General features: G+C 52.3%; 13 protein-coding genes. 12 read left to right on the plus strand and 1 reads right to left on the minus strand.

Annotated elements, in window-relative coordinates:
- Positions 1–209: 209 nt before the first annotated feature.
- The 6 genes from BLQ82_RS02950 (at position 210) to BLQ82_RS02975 (ending at position 5,223) form a co-directional block, all read left to right on the plus strand.
- Complete coding sequence (locus BLQ82_RS02950) at positions 210–1,118, plus strand: EAL domain-containing protein (RefSeq protein WP_062524059.1); 909 nt, start codon at positions 210–212, stop codon at positions 1,116–1,118.
- Entirely contained in the window at positions 1,099–2,064 is a 966-nt protein-coding gene (locus BLQ82_RS02955) for a GGDEF domain-containing protein (RefSeq protein WP_062524060.1), read from the plus strand. Before BLQ82_RS02950 ends, BLQ82_RS02955 begins: the two co-directional genes overlap by 20 nt.
- A gap of 105 nt (positions 2,065–2,169) precedes the next feature.
- Positions 2,170–2,607, plus strand: coding sequence for a hypothetical protein (locus BLQ82_RS02960; protein ID WP_062524061.1), 438 nt, complete (start codon positions 2,170–2,172; stop codon positions 2,605–2,607).
- A gap of 76 nt (positions 2,608–2,683) precedes the next feature.
- On the plus strand, positions 2,684–3,583 hold the full coding sequence (locus tag BLQ82_RS02965) for a LysR family transcriptional regulator (RefSeq protein ID WP_062524062.1): 900 nt from the start codon (positions 2,684–2,686) through the stop codon (positions 3,581–3,583).
- Positions 3,584–3,728: 145 nt separating this feature from the next.
- Positions 3,729–4,295 (plus strand): GNAT family N-acetyltransferase, encoded by a 567-nt coding sequence (locus tag BLQ82_RS02970; protein ID WP_062524063.1) that lies wholly within the window; start codon positions 3,729–3,731, stop codon positions 4,293–4,295.
- Between the two features lie 25 nt (positions 4,296–4,320).
- Entirely contained in the window at positions 4,321–5,223 is a 903-nt protein-coding gene (locus tag BLQ82_RS02975) for a PHP domain-containing protein (RefSeq protein ID WP_062524064.1), read from the plus strand.
- A 605-nt stretch (positions 5,224–5,828) separates the two neighbouring features.
- Here the strand turns inward: BLQ82_RS02975 and BLQ82_RS02980 are convergent.
- A complete protein-coding gene (locus BLQ82_RS02980) occupies positions 5,829–7,751 on the minus strand; it encodes an Rqc2 family fibronectin-binding protein (RefSeq protein WP_062524065.1) in 1,923 nt (640 codons plus the stop codon).
- Between the two features lie 191 nt (positions 7,752–7,942).
- Here BLQ82_RS02980 and BLQ82_RS02985 point away from each other — a divergent pair, with 191 nt between their 5' ends.
- From BLQ82_RS02985 to BLQ82_RS03010, 6 genes are all read left to right on the plus strand, one after another.
- Positions 7,943–10,762, plus strand: a complete 2,820-nt coding sequence (locus tag BLQ82_RS02985; protein WP_062524066.1) for a calcium-translocating P-type ATPase, SERCA-type — start codon at positions 7,943–7,945, stop codon at positions 10,760–10,762.
- 71 nt (positions 10,763–10,833) lie between these two features.
- Complete coding sequence (dapF, locus tag BLQ82_RS02990) at positions 10,834–11,670, plus strand: diaminopimelate epimerase (RefSeq protein WP_062524067.1); 837 nt, start codon at positions 10,834–10,836, stop codon at positions 11,668–11,670.
- Between the two features lie 248 nt (positions 11,671–11,918).
- A complete protein-coding gene (locus BLQ82_RS02995) occupies positions 11,919–13,226 on the plus strand; it encodes an ABC transporter substrate-binding protein (protein WP_062524068.1) in 1,308 nt (435 codons plus the stop codon).
- Positions 13,223–14,938, plus strand: coding sequence for a methyl-accepting chemotaxis protein (locus BLQ82_RS03000; protein WP_062524069.1), 1,716 nt, complete (start codon positions 13,223–13,225; stop codon positions 14,936–14,938). The genes BLQ82_RS02995 and BLQ82_RS03000 overlap by 4 nt, the downstream gene beginning before the upstream one ends.
- Before the next feature lie 165 nt (positions 14,939–15,103).
- Positions 15,104–16,768 carry a spore germination protein gene (locus BLQ82_RS03005; RefSeq protein WP_062524070.1) on the plus strand — a complete coding sequence of 555 codons (1,665 nt, stop codon included), beginning with the start codon at positions 15,104–15,106 and terminating at the stop codon, positions 16,766–16,768.
- Positions 16,758–17,963, plus strand: coding sequence for a Ger(x)C family spore germination protein (locus BLQ82_RS03010; RefSeq protein ID WP_062524071.1), 1,206 nt, complete (start codon positions 16,758–16,760; stop codon positions 17,961–17,963). Before BLQ82_RS03005 ends, BLQ82_RS03010 begins: the two co-directional genes overlap by 11 nt.
- The last annotated feature ends 12 nt before the right edge of the window (positions 17,964–17,975 follow it).

Raw genomic sequence — 17,975 nt, forward strand, 5'->3', positions numbered from 1 at the left:
GCCGTAGGATTCATAAAAAGCGGGTACCCTGCCTATAAGGACGGCGCAGACGTTTCTATTTGGGCAAATATAGATGCTGAATACTATAAAGTTTCAAAATTTGGTGAAATGCCGCCTGTTCTGCGCCTATTTTATCGCTGCTTAATACTTGCGCTATATGCTGGCAAGAGAGTGACAAAATTCACGAGGAAAAGCAAACAGGTGACCAAATGACAAAACGGATGGCATTGATCCAAAATTTATTGGCAATCCCCCAATATCTTCAGCACATTAACGGGAGACTGAGGAACGAAGTACAAGAGCTGAGCAGACTGTCGGCGCTGCTGGATATTATGGAACGCGGGCGCCTGGAGACTCTTTTTCAGCCCATTCTGCAGCTGAGAAGCGGGCGGACGATGGGGCATGAGGTGCTAAACAGGCCTCCCCACTCCGCACAGTTTCCGACCACGGAGCATTTTTATGAGTTTGCCGGACGAACAGACCAGATGTTCAGATTCGAACGCTACTGCCGGCGGATTTCGCTCTCGCGGTATATGGAACGCCTGCCGGGTGCTGAATCGGGGACAGACCGGCTTGTATTTATCAACGTGCACCCGGGAGTGCTGAACGATTCCAGACATAGAAGCGGAGAGACGCTCAGTCTCCTGCAGGAGCTGAAGCTCTCCCCGGAGCGTGTGGTGTTTGAGCTTACCGAGCGTCAGGCGGTGCAGGATTATGTCAGTTTTGAGAAGGTGCTCTCCCATTACCGCGAGCAGGGTTTCCGTATTGCCGTGGACGATGCCGGCTCCGGCTATAACAGTCTCAAGACTCTGGTATATTTGAAGCCGGAATTCATCAAGCTGGACAAGTCTCTGATCCGCGGAATTCACAGCAACCGGGAGCAGCAGGAGCTTTTGGAGCTGATCAGCGAGTATGCCAGCCGTTCTGCGACCCGGGTCATTGCGGAAGGCATCGAAACGGAGGAAGAATTGCTGTATTTGCAGATGGGCGGTATTGAATTCGGCCAGGGCTATGCGCTCGGAAGGCCCGGATACTTGCCAGTACAGGGAGCTTTTCCATCGGATTCACCACAAGTTTCTTCCGGAGGAGGCTATAAGCATGTTTCTTCAGATCGGTGAAATTGCTGAACAAATTCCCGAGATCTCCATTCATCACAAGTGCGCCTATGTGGACCATATTTTTAAAAGCAATCCTCAGCTGCAGGGTGTGGCTGTGACTGACAGCGGACAGCCGGTGGCGCTGATTATGAGGATCCGCTTTTATCAGCAGATCGGTACGTTGTACGGCTTCACGTTGTACATGGGCCGCTCCATCGAACTGATTATGGATGGTTCGCCGCTGGTTGTAGAGTACAAAACGCCGATTACAGAAGTCAGCAAGCTGGCGATGGACCGAACTGAGGAGCATCTCTATGATTATGTGCTGGTCACCCATGAAGGGGCTATGTTTGGGGCGGTGAGCGTCAGGGACCTGCTGCTTAATTTTGCCGAGATTCAAGCGGAGGCCGCAAGCTTTTTGAACCCGCTGACCGGTCTGCCGGGCAATCTGAGCATTAATGAATGGATGGTAAAATCACTGCTGCAGGAGCAGTTCAGTGTGCTGTACATAGATCTCGATCATTTTAAGGCTTACAACGATACCTACGGTTTTAAGGAAGGCGACCGGATGCTCCAGGCCACGGCGGAGATTCTGAAGCATTGCACCCTGCGGCTGGAGGGTTTTTTGGGCCATATCGGGGGGGATGACTTCATTATCTTTATCGATGATTATTGTTATGAGGAATACTGCAGGACCATTATATCTGAGTTTGACAGGATTCTGCAGGCGTTCTATCATCCTGTTCATTTGCTGCAGCAGCATGTGCTGACCGAGAGCCGGTCTGGTACAGTGGAGGAGATTCCGCTGGTCTCCATCTCGATAGCCGTTGTAACTAACCGCTACCGTCATTTTGATTCCATTGAGGACCTTTCGGGCGAGGCGGCAAGGCTCAAGAAAAAATCTAAAATGATCAAAGGCAGCAGCTTTGTGGATGACCGGGATCTCTCTGCAAGCAAATCCGGGTGATTCCGCAAGGGGGGACGGGCGTCATGCTTGAACAACAAACGTCAATGCGGTAATATTGACAACAATAAGAGCATGCCAAGACCCTTTCAGTGGAGTGTGATGATAATGCATGGCAAGGGGATGGAAATGTGGGGGGTGTACGAGCCCTTTCACATCATGCTGAACGAATACAGGGTGGCTGATATTGTCATAACACCGCATGCGAGAAGCCGTTTTGCCGACCGGATTAATAAGGAAGACGGCAAGGATGCAGATATGGGTGCATGGATATGGCAGTGCGTGAAGCAGAACCGGGTAAGGCCGTACTCGCAAAGTGAGTTCAATGCTTACCTGATCGATAACGACACCTCTATTGTGGCTGAGTTCAGGGAGCTGGAGGGTGTGACCACACTTTCGGGACATCCGCTGTATGTAATGGTGGTGGTTACCTTTCTCGGTAATATTTCCGCCACTCCACAGCTGCGTGATCTGCGGGCCTACTTCTCGTGGCTGCGGCATTCCCGCCGCATGAAGCTGATGAAAAAACGCCGCAGACGCAAGTAGCAAGCACACAGTTGCAGAAAAGGCATGCGGCGGAAGGCTGCATGTTTTTTTGAATTTTATGAAGGAGTCTGAGCGCATGAATTTTCACCAGCTTCATATCTTTTACACGGTTTCCGAGCGCGGGAGTTTCTCGGCCGCAGCACAGACGCTGCATATGACACAGCCGGCGGTGACGATGCAGGTCCAGGCGCTGGAGGATTATTTCGGAGCCAAGCTGTTTGACCGTTCCAGCAAAAAAATTATGCTCTCCGAAGCCGGCCGCACCCTGCTGCCGTTTGCCCTGCGCAGCATCCAGCTGATGAGGGAGACCGATCAGGCGATGGCGGCTTTTACCCATATGCTTGAGGGGCGCCTGCTGCTGGGAGCAAGCCTGACGATCGGAGAGTATGTGCTGCCGCGCCTGCTCGGTCCGTTCGGCAAGGCTTATCCGCATATCTCAATCATGATGAAGGTCATGAATACCTCGCAGCTGCTGGAGGAGATTCACAAGCATCAGCTGAATTTTGGCCTGATCGAGGCACCGGTATCTCATCCGGATATGGTGATTGAACCAGTCATGGGGGATGAGCTGAAGCTGATTGTGCCAAAAGAGCACCTGCTTGCCGGGAAGGATGAGGTAACCCTTGCGGAAGCGCTGCAGCATCCTTTTGTGCTCCGTGAGCAGGGTTCGGGAACCCGCCGGGTCATGGAAGAGCAGCTGCTGGCCAAAGGGCTGGACCCGGGGGCGATGCGTGTGGTGATGGAGCTGGGAAGCACGGGGGCCGTGAAATCTGCGGTTGAGGCGGGGCTGGGCATAACCATTATCTCTACGTCCTCGGTCAAGCATGAGGTTGCCCTGGGATTGCTGAAGATTGTCAATATTACAGATGCCTCTTTTAAAAGACAGTTCTATGCGATTCACCTGAAGTCAACGCTGCTGCCGATATCGGCGGTTACATTTTTAACGTTTTTGCGTGACCGTGCAGGTGATCTGTAGGGAAGCTGGCAGTTTTGTGCCCATGGTATTATGGAGAACAGATGGCTGTATAAGTTGAACTTGAGAAATTGATAAAAAGGGCAGAAGTGCGAAGGGGAAGTTTGGATACAGTTCAACTTTATAGCTTAACGGGCGGGGGGCAAGTATGGCGATTTTGCTTAAAGGTGAGAAGGTAACGCTGAGAGATCTGACGGAAGAGGACATCCGCACCCTATACTATTATGAGTTTGAAGCCGGGGCTAGGGAGCATCTGCTCTGGAATGGCCCTTACGGCACACGGGAATGGGAAAGCTATGAAACGTTCGCCCAGAAATTTGCCGAGACGCTGGCGCTGGCTTATACCGGTGAGCCCCGCAGCCGCCTGGTGATTGAGATTGACGGTAAACTCAAAGGAACGGTAGGCCGATATTGGGTGTCCAAGGTGACGAATTGGTTCGAGATCGGGATTGTGCTGTTTGATTCGCGTGATTGGTCCGGCGGGTATGGTACCGAGGCCTTCGGGATGTGGATGGGATATTTATTTGATTCGCTGGATACGGTCCGGCTTGGAATTGGCACGTGGTCGGGCAATGTCCGGATGATGAGGCTGGCCGCCAAATGCGGCATGATCGAAGAAGCCCGGGTACGCAAGGCGCGGATTGTGCGCGGTGAGTACTACGATGCCATTAAGATGGGAATTCTTCGTGAGGAATGGGAAGCAGCCCAGAGCTGAATACTTGAAGGGCAGGGTGGAACCAATGGAAACTAAGGGCAAGAATAGCAGTGTAAAAGATCAGGCGGGCGGCGGATTCGCCGGCAGAGCCGATTTGCATACCCATACACTGGCTTCAGACGGGATGCAGTCTCCGGCGGAAAATGTGCGGCTGGCCTATGAAAAAGGGCTCGCGGCGGTAGCAATCACGGATCATGATACAGTAGCCGGAGTGGCTGAAGCGCTTGAAGCGGGGCGGAAATATGGAATCACCGTTGTACCTGGTGTAGAAATCAGCACACGCGCCGGCGGCAAAGAGATCCATGTGCTGGGGTATTACCTGGATACGCAGCAGGAGCTGTTCTTAACCCGGCTTGCGGAGCAAAGGAATACCCGCGCGCAGCGGAATGAGGCTATTATTGCCAAGCTGCAGGCACTGGGCATAGATATTACAATGGATCAAGTCACCGCCGGAATTGGCCGTGAGCTGAAGCCTGATGAGAGTGTGGGCCGTCCGCATATTGCCGATGAACTGGTGCGGCTTGGCGCGGCTGTGGACATGCGCGATGCGTTCGACAAGTATCTGGCTGAAGGCGCAGCGGCTTTTGTATCGCCGCCGCGCATCACGCCGGAGCTGGCCTGCGGCTGGATTGCCGAGGCCGGCGGGGCGGCAGTTCTGGCCCATCCCGGCATTTACGGGGATGATGAACTGGTCCGCAGCATTATTGAACGCAGCGCGCTGCGCGGCATCGAGGCGTACCATTCGGACCACAGCCCGGCTGACGCAGAACGTTACCTCGCGCTCGCAGAAGAGTTCGGGCTGCTGGTCACGGGCGGCTCCGATTTCCACGGTGCCCGCCAGGGGGTTGTGTTCCACGGCGAGATCGGCAGCGTGTCGGTTCCTGTTGACGTGCTGGAGCAGCTGCGGGATAAGCCGAAGCAGCACTGAGGTGCGGAATCAAGGGTAGAAATACCCTTGAAAGAGCCGCAACCGGCGCCAGGCCGGAAACCAAGGGTAGAAATACCCTTGAATGGGCCGCAAGCGGTGCCGAGCCGGAAATCAAGGGTAGAAATACCCTTGAAAGGGCCGAAACCGGCGCCGGGCTAGGAATCAAGGGTAGAAATACCCTTGAAAGAGCCGCAACCGGCGCCAGGCCGGAAACCAAGGGTAGAAATACCCTTGAATGGGCCGCAAGCGGTGCCGAGCCGGAAATCAAGGGTAGAAATACCCTTGAAAGGGCCGAAACCGGCGCCGGGCTAGGAATCAAGGGTAGAAATACCCTTGAATGGGCCGGAACTGGCGCGAGGCCGGGAATTAAGTGTAGAAATACCCTTGAATGGCGCAAGCGGTGCCCGTAGCACCGCAATATAAAGAACCTCCAGCCGGCGGATGCTGTTCCGTCCTAGGCTGGAGGTTCTTTCGTTCAAATATACGAATTTGTATGCTTCGCGCTATAAATTATCCTTCTATCTCTAGCTGAAACGGGTACCAGCCTTTTAAGGACGGCATGCCGTTTCTACTTGAGAGTTATTGCTGCATTCCTGCGGATGCCATTAACTCTTCAGGGTATTCGGCAGACTTTTGATCCGCTCTTCGTCGGGAGTGACGAATAGGGTCTTTTGATGGTCGTAAATGACGAAGCCGGGCTTCGCCCCGCTGGGCTTGCGGACATGGCGGATAAGCGTGCAGTCCACAGGGACGCTGCTTGATTGCTTGGCCTGGCTGAAGTAAGCCGCCAGCTGCGCGGCTTCCTCAAGGGTGGCGTCGCCAAAGGACTCGCTGCGGATCACTACATGTGAGCCGGGAATGTCCTTGGTATGCAGCCAGGTATCATTCGCCGAGGCGAGACGGTTGGTGACATATTCGTTCTGCAGATTGTTTTTGCCGACATAAATGTCTATGCCTTCTGAAGAAGTGAACACCTGCAGGGTGGGGCGGGCAGCTTTTTTCTTCTTCTTACCTTTCTTGCTGCGGTCACGCAGGTAGCCCTGGCTTACAAGCTCATCGCGGATTTCTTCGATATCATTCAGGGAAGCGTGGGCCAACTGCTGAAGCAGTGTTTCCATGTAGGCAATTTCCTCATGGGTTTTGAGCAGCTGTTCGTTGATTACCAGCAGGCTGTTTTTGTATTTGTTGTATTTTTTGAAATAGCGCTGCGCATTGTCCGAAGGGCTAAGCAGCGGATCAAGCGGAATGGTGATTTCCGCCTGGTCCTCATCGTAATAGTTGACAAGCTTGGCTTGTTTGTCACCCTTGGATACGGCATGAAGTGAAGCGAACAGCAGCTCGCCCCAGATCCGGAATTGATCGGCATCCTGGGCTTCGTCCAGATCCTTTTGCAGGTTGGCCAGCTTTTTGACGTTTTTGCTTCGTTCATTGCTGAGGAAGCGGATCAGGTCGCTGACCCGCTGCTTCACCGTATCGCGCTCGGCTTTATCCCCGTAATAATCCTCCAGACAGCTGCTGATTGAGCTGTAGTGCTTCACATGGTCATCCGGAAGAGTCAGGGGAATCGCCGAGAAGACAGGCTTACCTTTGGCGTTTGCTCCGGACATCGGGGAGAATCTGCATTCCCGCACCGGTTCAAGTACCGTATTGAAGGCTTGCCATAATGACGCTATTTCTTCCGTCCAATGGTCGGTTAATATACCTGAATCGGCTTGCCCATTTCCTGAGAGACCTGCTGATGTAACAGATCCGCCGCCGCGCTGCCGCACAATCTCCCCGGCGATCAGCGGGCTCATGCCGCTGAAGGCATGGACCATCCAGCCGGCAGGGTCGGCAGAGGGTGCGGGACCGCCGGTGCCGTCCGCCTTCGGCTCCTCCAGCGATTTCAAGAGGCCGGCCAGCTCGCCTTCGATGATCTCTTCAGGCTCCTGCTCTTCGCCGGAGTCAGCTAACAGCGCCGCTTCTTCTGCCGCTGCCGCGAGGCTCACAAAGGCCTCTTTCCCGATGTCAAGAGGGTTCAGCTTGTGCTGCCGCGGCGGCTCGATATAAGCGATGCCAGGCATCACGTTCCGGTAGCTGCTGATCGTCGGAGTGACATGATGGATGCCGTCGATAATGATTCCGGTCGCAAGCTCGGTAAGGATGATGTTGCTGTGCCGGCCCATCAGCTCAATAATGATTTTTTTGGCGGATACATCTCCCAGCTCATCCCGGGTCCGCACCTGGATATGAATGATGCGCTCCATGCCGACCTGGCTGATGCTCTCGATGGTTCCGCCTTCGCAGTGTTTGCGCATCAGCATGCAGAACATTGGCGCTTCCGCCGGATTAATGCTGTTTCTGTCAGTCAGATGAACCCGCGGATAGGTTGGATTGGCCGACAAGAGCAGCTTGCCGCCGCCGCCGGAGCCGCGCAGGATGAAGATCAGATCGTGTGTGCTGGGTTGATATATTTTGCCGATGCGTGCACCGATAAAGGGCTGAAGCTCATGCACGATCGCTCTGGTTACAATACCGTCTAATGCCATGATCATGTTCTCCTGTCGCCTGATAATAATATACTCCTCTCTATGATGCCATACTTTGACACATTTGCGCAAAAGGAGAAGCGGGCGGAAGTGATATTTTGGGACGACCATGAATACACTTGGACATGAACAGGTGGAAAAGCTGTGCGCCGCCGGAAGTCAAGAAACGACCGGGAGGGGAAAGAAGAGATATGGAACAAAAAAGTTGGCACAGGCTCGGTGCAGAGGAACTGCAGAAGATGTTCGGCGTTCATCCGGGGTCGGGCCTAAGCGGAGAGGATGCCGCGCAGAGGCTGAAGGAGAACGGCCACAATGAGCTGTCGGAAGGGAAGGCGATATCCCCGCTGACCCTGCTGCTGAACCAGTTCAAGGATTTCATGGTACTGGTGCTCATGGGGGCCACGCTGGTGTCCGGCCTGCTCGGCGAATATCTGGACGCGATAACGATTGTCGCAATCATTATGCTGAACGGGGTGCTGGGTTTTGTGCAGGAATTCCGCGCCGAGCGTTCGCTGCGGGCGCTTAAGCAGCTTTCGGCACCTTCCGCGAAGGTGCTGCGCGATGGCAGGGTTGAGCATATTCCCGCCAAAATGCTCGTGCCCGGCGATATCGTGCTGCTCGAGAGCGGTGACCGGATTCCGGCCGATGTCCGCTGGCTGCAGTGCAGCTCGCTGTATGCTGAGGAATCGGCCCTGACCGGTGAATCGCTGCCTGTCTCCAAGCATGCAGAGGTGATTCATGCCGAAGAAATTCCGCTTGGCGACCAGAAGAATATCGGATTCATGGGCACGATGGTCACCCGGGGGACTGGCCGGGCGATCGTGGTTCGCACAGGCATGGATACCGAGATGGGTAAAATCGCCGATCTGATTCTGAATACCGAATCTCAGGAAACCCCGCTGCAGCACCGGTTGGAGCAGCTCGGCAAAATTCTGATCTATGTCTCGCTGGGTCTTACCATTGTCGTTGTCATTGCAGGCATACTGCACGGGCAGCCTGCGGCTGCCATGTTCCTGGCTGGCGTGAGCCTTGCCGTTGCCGCTATTCCGGAAGGGCTGCCGGCCATAGTGACCATTGCGCTTGCGCTCGGCGTCCAGCGGATGATCAAGCGGAAGGCGATTGTCCGCAAGCTGCCTTCTGTGGAAACCCTTGGCTGCGCATCAGTCATTTGCTCCGATAAAACAGGAACGCTGACCCAGAACAAAATGACGGTAACCCGGCTGTGGAATGCCGGACGGATTCTGGAAGTCACCGGTGAAGGTTATGCCCCAAGCGGACAAGTGCTGGAAAAGGGCAAGCCCATTGACCTGAAAAATGATCAAAACCTGCGGCGTATGCTCCAGATCGGTGCTTTGTGCAACAATGCTGAGATCATTGAGACCTTTCCCGGCGAGATGCGCGCCAAACGCAAAGGGAAGGAAAAGGGGAGCGAGGAAGACATAAATGCGGCCAGCCAGCCGGCCTGGGAGCTGAAAGGGGATCCGACAGAAGGAGCGCTGGTCGCCTTATCCGCAAAAATGGGGCTGACAGCGCAGTCGCTGGCTGTAACCTATGCCAGAGAGACGGAGTTTCCGTTCGATTCCGAACGAAAGCTGATGTCTGTGGTTGTGAGTCATCCCGGCGGCCGGATGATCTGCACCAAAGGCGCACCGGATGTTCTGCTGAACTGCTGTTCATACATGCTGTGGGAAGGTGCTGTCGTACCTTGCACGCCTACCTTGCGCCAGAAGGTCCTGGAGGCCAATGAACAAATGGCTTCAGGAGCACTGCGTGTGCTGGGAATGGCTTATCGTGATATGCGTTCAGGTGAGGTTGCGGGCAGCGAAAAGGAAGCGGAAAGTCAACTGATATTCGCCGGACTGGCCGGGATGATTGATCCGCCGCGGCGTGAGGTGCGTGATGCCATCAGCCTCACCCGCCGGGCTGGAATCAAGACCGTGATGATTACCGGAGATCATGGCACTACAGCGGAAGCGATTGCCCACCAGCTTGGCATTCTGCAGCGCGGCGGAACGGTGCTGACCGGCAGCCAGCTCACGCGGATGGATGACGATGCCCTGGATAAGGTATCGGATAATGTGTACGTATATGCCCGGGTCTCCCCCGAGCACAAGCTGCGTATCGTCAAGTCCCTGCAGCGCCACGGGCATGTGGTGGCTATGACCGGCGACGGCGTCAATGACGCCCCGGCGATCAAAGCGGCAGACATCGGCATCTCCATGGGCATCACCGGCACGGATGTAACCAAGGAAGCGTCCTCGCTTATCCTGGGTGACGACAATTTCTCCACTATCGTAGCAGCCATTGAGGAAGGCCGGAACATTTACGAGAATATCCGTAAATTTATCCGTTACCTGCTCGCCTCCAACGTCGGGGAGATTCTGACGATGTTCTTCGCCATGATGCTGGGTCTGCCGCTGCCGCTGGTTCCGATCCAGATTCTCTGGGTTAATCTGGTAACTGACGGGCTGCCGGCGATGGCCCTGGGCGTGGACCAGGCTGAGAAGGATTTGATGGAGCATAAGCCCCGCGGCGCGAAGGAGAACATCTTTGCCCGCCGTCTTGGCTGGAAAATCATCAGCCGCGGATTGCTGATCGGCCTGTGCACATTGGCCGCTTTCTGGCTGACGCTCCGCATTGACCCAAGCAGCCCGCAGCAGCTGATCCGGGCGCAGTCGGTTGCTTTTGCCACACTGGTCATGGCCCAGCTGATTCATGTCTTCGACTGCCGGAGCTCCCGCTCAGTGTTTCACCGCAATCCGCTCCAGAACAAATATCTGGTGCTTGCTGTGCTCTCATCCGTACTGCTGATGCTGGTTGTAATGTATCTGCCGGTTCTCCAGCCAATCTTCAAGACCGTACCGCTCAGTTTCCGCGAATGGTGCCTGGTGCTGGTCATGGCCGGTGTTCCTACCTTCCTGATGGGGGCGGGCAGCGTGTGGGGCGGCAAGAAGAACCGCAGCCGCAGCGGAGGGCGGACGATGATAAAAAGTACAAAAATTTCGGCATAAAATCAATAGCTTTAACCCATTCCTTTAAGGTATGCTTGGTTCACAATACGTCCTTTAGGAGTGGAATCACAATGGAATTTACCAAAATGCACGGCCTGGGCAATGACTTTATTATTGTATTCGGCGAGCAGGAGCTGCCGGGGAATGCCTCTGAGCTGGCAGTTACACTATGCAACCGGTTTTTTGGCATCGGTGCCGATGGACTGGTATACATCCTTCCGTCGGAACGCGGCGATTATATGATGCGCATCATGAATTCGGACGGCTCCGAAGCAGAGCAATGCGGCAATGCAATCCGCTGTGTGTCCAAATATGTCTACGAGCACGGGCTGGTCAGCTCAGAGCAGATAGTAATTGAAACGATTGGTGCAGGTGAGCAGAAAGTAAGCTTGCAGGTGAAGGATGGAGTGGTGGAGACGGTTACCGTCGATATGGGCGAGCCTGTCTTGTCGGGAACGCAGATTCCTGTAGCCATTGATGCCGAGCTGGTGCTGGACCAGCCGATTGAGGCGGATGGAAGGGCGTTCAGATTCACTGCCGTATCCATGGGCAATCCGCACTGTGTAATCTATGTGGACGATGCCGTAGGCTTTGATCTGGCCACCTGGGGGCCGAAGCTCGAAGTTCACCCGCTTTTCCCGAGAAAAGTAAACGTTGAATTCGCCACCGTGCTGGACCGCAGTCATGTCGATATGCGTGTCTGGGAACGCGGAGCAGGGCCTACATTGGCCTGTGGAACCGGTGCTTGCGCCACGCTGGTTTCCTCAGTGCTGAACGGTCTGACCGACCGCTCGGCGACAATCAGCCTCAAGGGCGGCGATCTGTTTATTGAATGGAACGAAGAAGACAATCATGTCTATATGACGGGTCCGGCTCAAGTGGTATATACCGGGTCTGTAGAGATTTAATCAGTCTCTCCCTAGGCTGGGATTCACAATAAAAGAGCTATTTTCAGGTGAACCTTTACTTGGAAATAGCTCTTTTCGTTTTTGCGAATGAAAAAAATCTGAAAATAGTTCATTTTTCATTTTTTTTGATGAAAAAAGTCGAATTACACAAAGTGAATTAGGATGATCGTCCGATATATATTTGAGTTGTTAAAAAATACATAGTTTAGATTTTCAGTAACCAATCAGCATTAGAAAGGTGGACATTTATGAAACATGCTTCAACACGCAATTTTGCAATGATTTTAGCCTTTGTGATGCTGGTAACGCTTGTTGGCTGCGCAGGGAAAGGAAACGAAGAAGTACAGAAGTCTGATAAACAAATCACGTTGAATTTTATGTGGTGGGGGAAGCCGAGCCGGAAAGAGATCACTTTAAAAGTTATTGAGCTGTTTGAAAAAGAAAATCCCAATATAAAAATTAATACTGAGGATTACCCTTCAACCGGTGAGGTCGCCCAAAAGCTTGCTATGGATACCGCCGAGCAAAAAACACCGGATCTTATGCAGATGGACTACAATTTTGCCTTTAATTATGTTACCCACGATTTAATTGAGCCGCTCGGCCCATATGTTAAATCCAATATTCTTGATCTGTCCGATGTGGATAAGTCTTACCTGGTGTCAGGACAGTATGAAGGGAAGCAGTACGGCATCCCTATGGGATCAAACGCTTTGGGAATGGCATATGACCCTGCCATGTTTGAGCAGTATGGGATACAGCCCCTTCAAGATCCATATACCGTTCAGGATCTGCAACAAACGATGCAGCAATTTAAAGATAAGGTGCAGACCCCGGGTTTTTATCCTTTGAATGCGATGTTTGACTTATCCTATTGGTTCAGAATGAAGGGTGAATCTTTTTATAATAAGGAAAAAACGGGTCTTGGTTACACAGATGCTACTATGATTGAGTATCTGACTTTGATCAAAACATGGCTGGATCAGGGGCTTTTGAACCCCGGTACAGCCGTAGCCGCTGATGAGAAAAATCCGTTGGCAGCCGGGAAAACAGCATTTTTACAAAGTGTAAGCAACCAGATGGTTTCGATGGGTGACGAAGCAGGCCGAACCCTGAAAATCATGAACCTTCCAACCGTCGAGGGTGCTGCCGCAGAAGGGAACTTTATCAAACCATCCATGTTTATAATGGTATCTTCTTACTCTGAACATAAGGAAGCGGCTGTCAAATTCGTCAGCTTTCTTACGAATGACAAGGAAGCGAATGATATTCTAAAAGGTGAGCGCGGGGTTCCGATCGCCGCTAAAGTTGCTGAACAATTATCCAATGAAGCTGCTGAACAGGGGAAAGAACAATATTCATTTATGAATTATATTGCCAAGCACTCCACCCCGATTGATCCGCCTGCACCGTTGTCCGATGCGGTCATCCAAAACTCTTTAAAGCTTATTCTCAAAAATCTGTATGGCGGCAGCATTACACCAGAGGCGGCTGCACGCTCCTTTAGAGCACAGGCCGAAGAGGTTTTGGAAGGGAAGGGGAAGGGAAGCAAATGAACAAGCTCTTGGGGATGTTTCAAGCAAAAAGTATAAAGCAGCGTCTATATGTAGGTTTTGGTATCATTTTGATATTGCTGGTCTTTCTCGGAGTTACCGGATACATGTATCTCTCGCAAATTAACGGAACCTATACGGCCCTCCTGAACAAGCAAGTCGCTACGATTGGCTTAATCAAAGATTTGAACACAACAATCGAATCTGAACATGCGAATGTATCCGATTTTCTTGTTTCCGGAGATCAGAAAAAATTGGATGATTATGCGGCAGCACGCCTTAAATTCACGGAGCATCATGCAAAGCTGGATTCATTGATAACCGATCGCGGTAAACGGCAGATTCTGGCCGGGTTAGATTTGCTGCAGCTGCAATTTATAGTCATTTCCGATCAGATGATTGACGCTAAAAATAAAGGTGAATCGGAGAGCATTGTATCTATTGCCGTCAATCAGAGTGTCGTCTTGGACAAGTTTATTGAAGTAGCACGCAAGCTGGTTGCCACAGAACAGTCGGAAGCTGATGACCAGATTGCCATAGCACAGGAGCAGGCAGAAAATGTGAAGTCTACCATCATTGGTATTGGCATTATATCTCTGATAGCAGCAGCATTGCTGGCAATTCTGATCAGCGGACAGATATCCAATCCTATTAAGCTGCTTCGGGTAGCCGCTGCCAAGATTGCCGACGGAGATTTGACAGTTAACGAAATTCATATCAAAAACAAGGATGAACTTGGCGATCTGGCGGGTGCTTTTAATCAGATGGCAGGCAATCTGCGGCATTTAATTCAAGAAATCGGCACCCATGCCGAACAGGTCGCAGCCTCCGCCGAGGAACTGACAGCAGGTGCTGAACAAACAAGCCAGGCCACTGAGCATATTGCTCACATTACAGAAGATCTGGCCCAAGGAACGGAACAACAAGTAGAAAGCATAAGCGGCAGCATGAAGATGGTACACCGGATGGAGGAACAGGCAATCTTTATCGAACAGAGCGCCTACAGTGTAAATCAGTCCGCCATAAATGCTTCGCAGATTGTTGTTCAGGGATCTGATGCCGTCAGGTCGGCAATCAGCCAAATGTCATCTATTCAAGCGAACTCCAATGAGGTTGCAGAATCTGTTAAATCCCTGGGGGAAAAGTCAAAGGAAATCAGCACGATTATTAACTTTATTAATGAAATTGCAGGCCAGACGAACCTCTTGTCTTTGAATGCCTCCATTGAAGCGGCGCGTGCAGGAGAAGCCGGCAGAGGATTTGCCGTTGTTGCCTCCGAGGTCAAAAAGCTTGCAGACCAAACCGCAATGTCCGGAAAGCAGATTTCGGAGGTCATTAAGAATATCCAGCTGGAGAGCGAAATTAGCGTGAATAATGTATTAAAAGGGGAAGAAGAGGTTCTTCTGGGAATCCGTTCCGTAACGGAGGCCGGAAAAGCCTTTGAACAGATTGAAATGGCTATGAGCGGTGTGACTGCAGAGATTAGTGAAGTTTCCACGGCTTCGAAAGAAATGTCCGATGATACTAAAAATCTGGTTACCTCCTTTGAAGCGATTTCTGTGATTGTGAATGAAACATCCGAAGGGACACAAAGTGTCTCAGCATCTGCACAAGAAACGTTGGCTACGGTGGAAGAAGTGAACAGTGCTTCTACTGCTCTGGCAAAAATGTCTGAAGAGCTCTTAGAACTGGCTGGAAAATTTAAAATTAGCTGATTTCAAATAAGCTATGATCATCACCTGACTGACAGCAAGTCTCCGAATATGGAGATTTGCTGTTTTTTGCGTATGTGCCCGACGTTCTTCAATATGGCTGGACAGCCGAATAATGGCAGGACTTAATGCAAATAATACCACCCAGTACTGGATAGGAGGCCTGAGATGGATACGAAAGGTCAATGGAAGCGCAGCGCCAAGGCGGCACATACGGATCAAACGGTATCGCAGACCGGAAGACAGCCGGGGCTGTCTTTTGAGCTGTCCGAGAGCCTGGCGGGCATTCAGTCCGAGCTTGGGAACAGCCCTGACCTCATCATACGCCAGATCCAGCTGGGCGGTCCTCTCCGTATCCAGGCCGCAGCCGTCCACCTGAGCGGGCTGGCCGACACCTCGGCTGTAAATCAATTTGTAATAGGCTCTCTCCTTGGCAACATGGAAGGTCTGTTCATGGACAGCGAAGAAGGAGGCATTGATGAAGGCCGGCTCCCAGCCATGATCCTGAACCGGGCTCTGGAGATTGGAGAGGCAGAAATCAAGGAAGAGTGGAAAGAAATGATGCTTGCGGTTCTATCGGGGGATACCGTCATTCTGCTTGACGGCTATGCGACCTCTATTCTTTGCGCTACGAGAGGAGGGGAATGGCGTTCGGTCGGCGAGCCTTCCTCCCAGTTGGTTGTCCGGGGCCCGAAGGATGGTTTTGTTGAGTCGGTGGCTACCAATATTTCCCTCATCCGCCGGAGAATCAAGTCGCCCAAGCTGCATCTGGAGTACATGAAGATCGGAAGTGAAACCCAGACCCTTGTAGCGCTGATGTATGTGAAGGATATTGCGGGAGAAGATCTGATCAGTGAAGTGCGGGAACGGCTGGGCAAGATTGCTATGAATGAAGTGCTGGAATCCGGTTATATCGAAGAGCTGATTCAGGACAAAACCTTTACGCCGTTCCCGACGATTTATAATACAGAGCGTCCCGATGTGGCTGCCGGCAATTTGCTGGAGGGGCGGGTAGTGATCATTGTCGACGGCACACCCTTTGTCCTAATTCTGCCCGCAGTGTTTACGCAATTTTTTCAATCCGCAGAGGATTATTCGCAGAGATTCGATATTGCCATTCTGATGAGGGTCGTCAGATATATGAGTTTTATCGTTCTGATTTTGGGTCCTTCCGTGTACATCTCCCTGACCACCTACCATTATGAAATGATCCCGACTACACTGCTGATTAATTTGCTGGCCCAGCGGGAGAATGTGCCGTTCCCGGCTTTGGTCGAGGCGCTGCTGATGGAAGGTGCTTTTGAGATCCTCCGTGAAGCCGGTGTGCGGATGCCGCGTGTCATCGGACAGACGGTGTCGGTTGTCGGCGCGCTTATTCTGGGTTCTGCCGTAGTTGAGGCTGGCATTATCACGCCGATAATGGTGATTGTCGTCGCATTGACCGGGATTGCCAGCTTTGCCATTCCAGCCTATAACATGTCGATTGCGGGCAGACTTATCCGCTTTGCTTTTCTTCTGCTTGCGGGGATGTTTGGCTTTTATGGGGTCATTCTGGGGCTGATTGTCATGGTCGCGCATATGAACAGTCTGCGTTCCTTCGGCGTCCCTTATTTGTCGCCCTTTGTGCCGCTGTCTGTAAAAGGCCAGAAGGATACCATTCTGCGGCTGCCGCTCTGGCTGATGACTCCCCGCAAATCGCCGCAGCAAATGCGTGCCGAGCTGCCGGAGTTCATGCGTTTGACTACAGGGAATGAGGAACTGCTGGCCCCATTGATTGGCAAGGCGGGCAGGCCTCCTGAAACCGCTGAAGGAGATCAACCCGATGAACAATAAAAGACTGGGACTCTCCCTCTTGATCACCATGCAAATGCTGCTGCCCCTCGTTCTAACCGGCTGCTGGGACAGTGTCGAGCTCAACCGGAGGGCGATCGTTTCCGGAGTTGGGATTGACAGGGGGCCGTCGGATGACCAGAAATATATCCTTTCCTTTCAGGTAATCATTGCGGAGGAGATCTCCGGAGAACAGACCAGAAGCAGTTCGCCGGTGGCTTTATATTCCGGAAGCGGACGGACGATGTTTGAAGCGCTGGCGAATGCCTCGCGGCAAACTGCACGTTTTTTGTCGCTCGGGCATGTCAGAGTGGTGGTCATTTCCGAGGAATTCGCCCGTGAAGGCATTAAAGATATGCTGGATGTGCTGGAAAGGGAAAGCGACATGCGGCTGACCAGCCTGGTTTTTATCTCCAAGGATCAGCCGGCCAGTGAAGTGATGTCGACCATGACTGTGTTCAGCAAGATTCCTGCCAATGATCTGGTTGAGAAGCTGGACACTACCTCGAAGCAGTTCGGCTACAATTACAAAATGGAGGTGGATGATGTAATCAGAGGCATCCAGGTCAGGGGAGGAGGACCGGTTATTAATGGGGTTTTCAGGACCGGAGGCAGAGAACGCGGGGATTCGAATGACAACTTGAAAACCATCACTCCTGATACGATACTGAGAATTTCCAGATTGGCCGTGTTCAAGGATGATAAGCTCAAGGGCTGGCTTGAAGGAAAAACCGCGTTCGGTACGGTCCTTCTGCTTAACAAACTTAAAGAATTCCCCGTAGTCATTAAAAAGGATAACGGTTATTTGGCTTTCAATGTGTATCAATCCCAAGTATCGGTTGATGCAGAGGCCAAGGATCCTGAACATCCTGTGATTATCATTAAAATCACCCAACAGGCGGCGCTCAAGGAATCTCCAAATTCACTTGACCTTACCTCGCCCGAAGTCCTGGAGAAGCTGTCGGAGCAGTTGACGATGGAGGCCCGCAGCCAAATCCGGGAGGCGATTGCCGCTGCCCGGAAGCTGGAAAGTGATTATATCGGCTTCGGAGAGGCCGTAAAACGGGAAAATCCACATGGCTGGAAGAAGGTCAAGGATCATTGGGAGGACATTTTTGCGGCTTGCGAGATCAAAATTGATGCGGACACCGTAATCAGACATACGGATATGCGGGGGAATTCCTTCCAGGTGTATTAACTAGACGGAGGT

This window comes from Paenibacillus jilunlii (assembly GCF_900102965.1).
GTDB lineage: Bacteria > Bacillota > Bacilli > Paenibacillales > Paenibacillaceae > Paenibacillus_AQ > Paenibacillus_AQ jilunlii.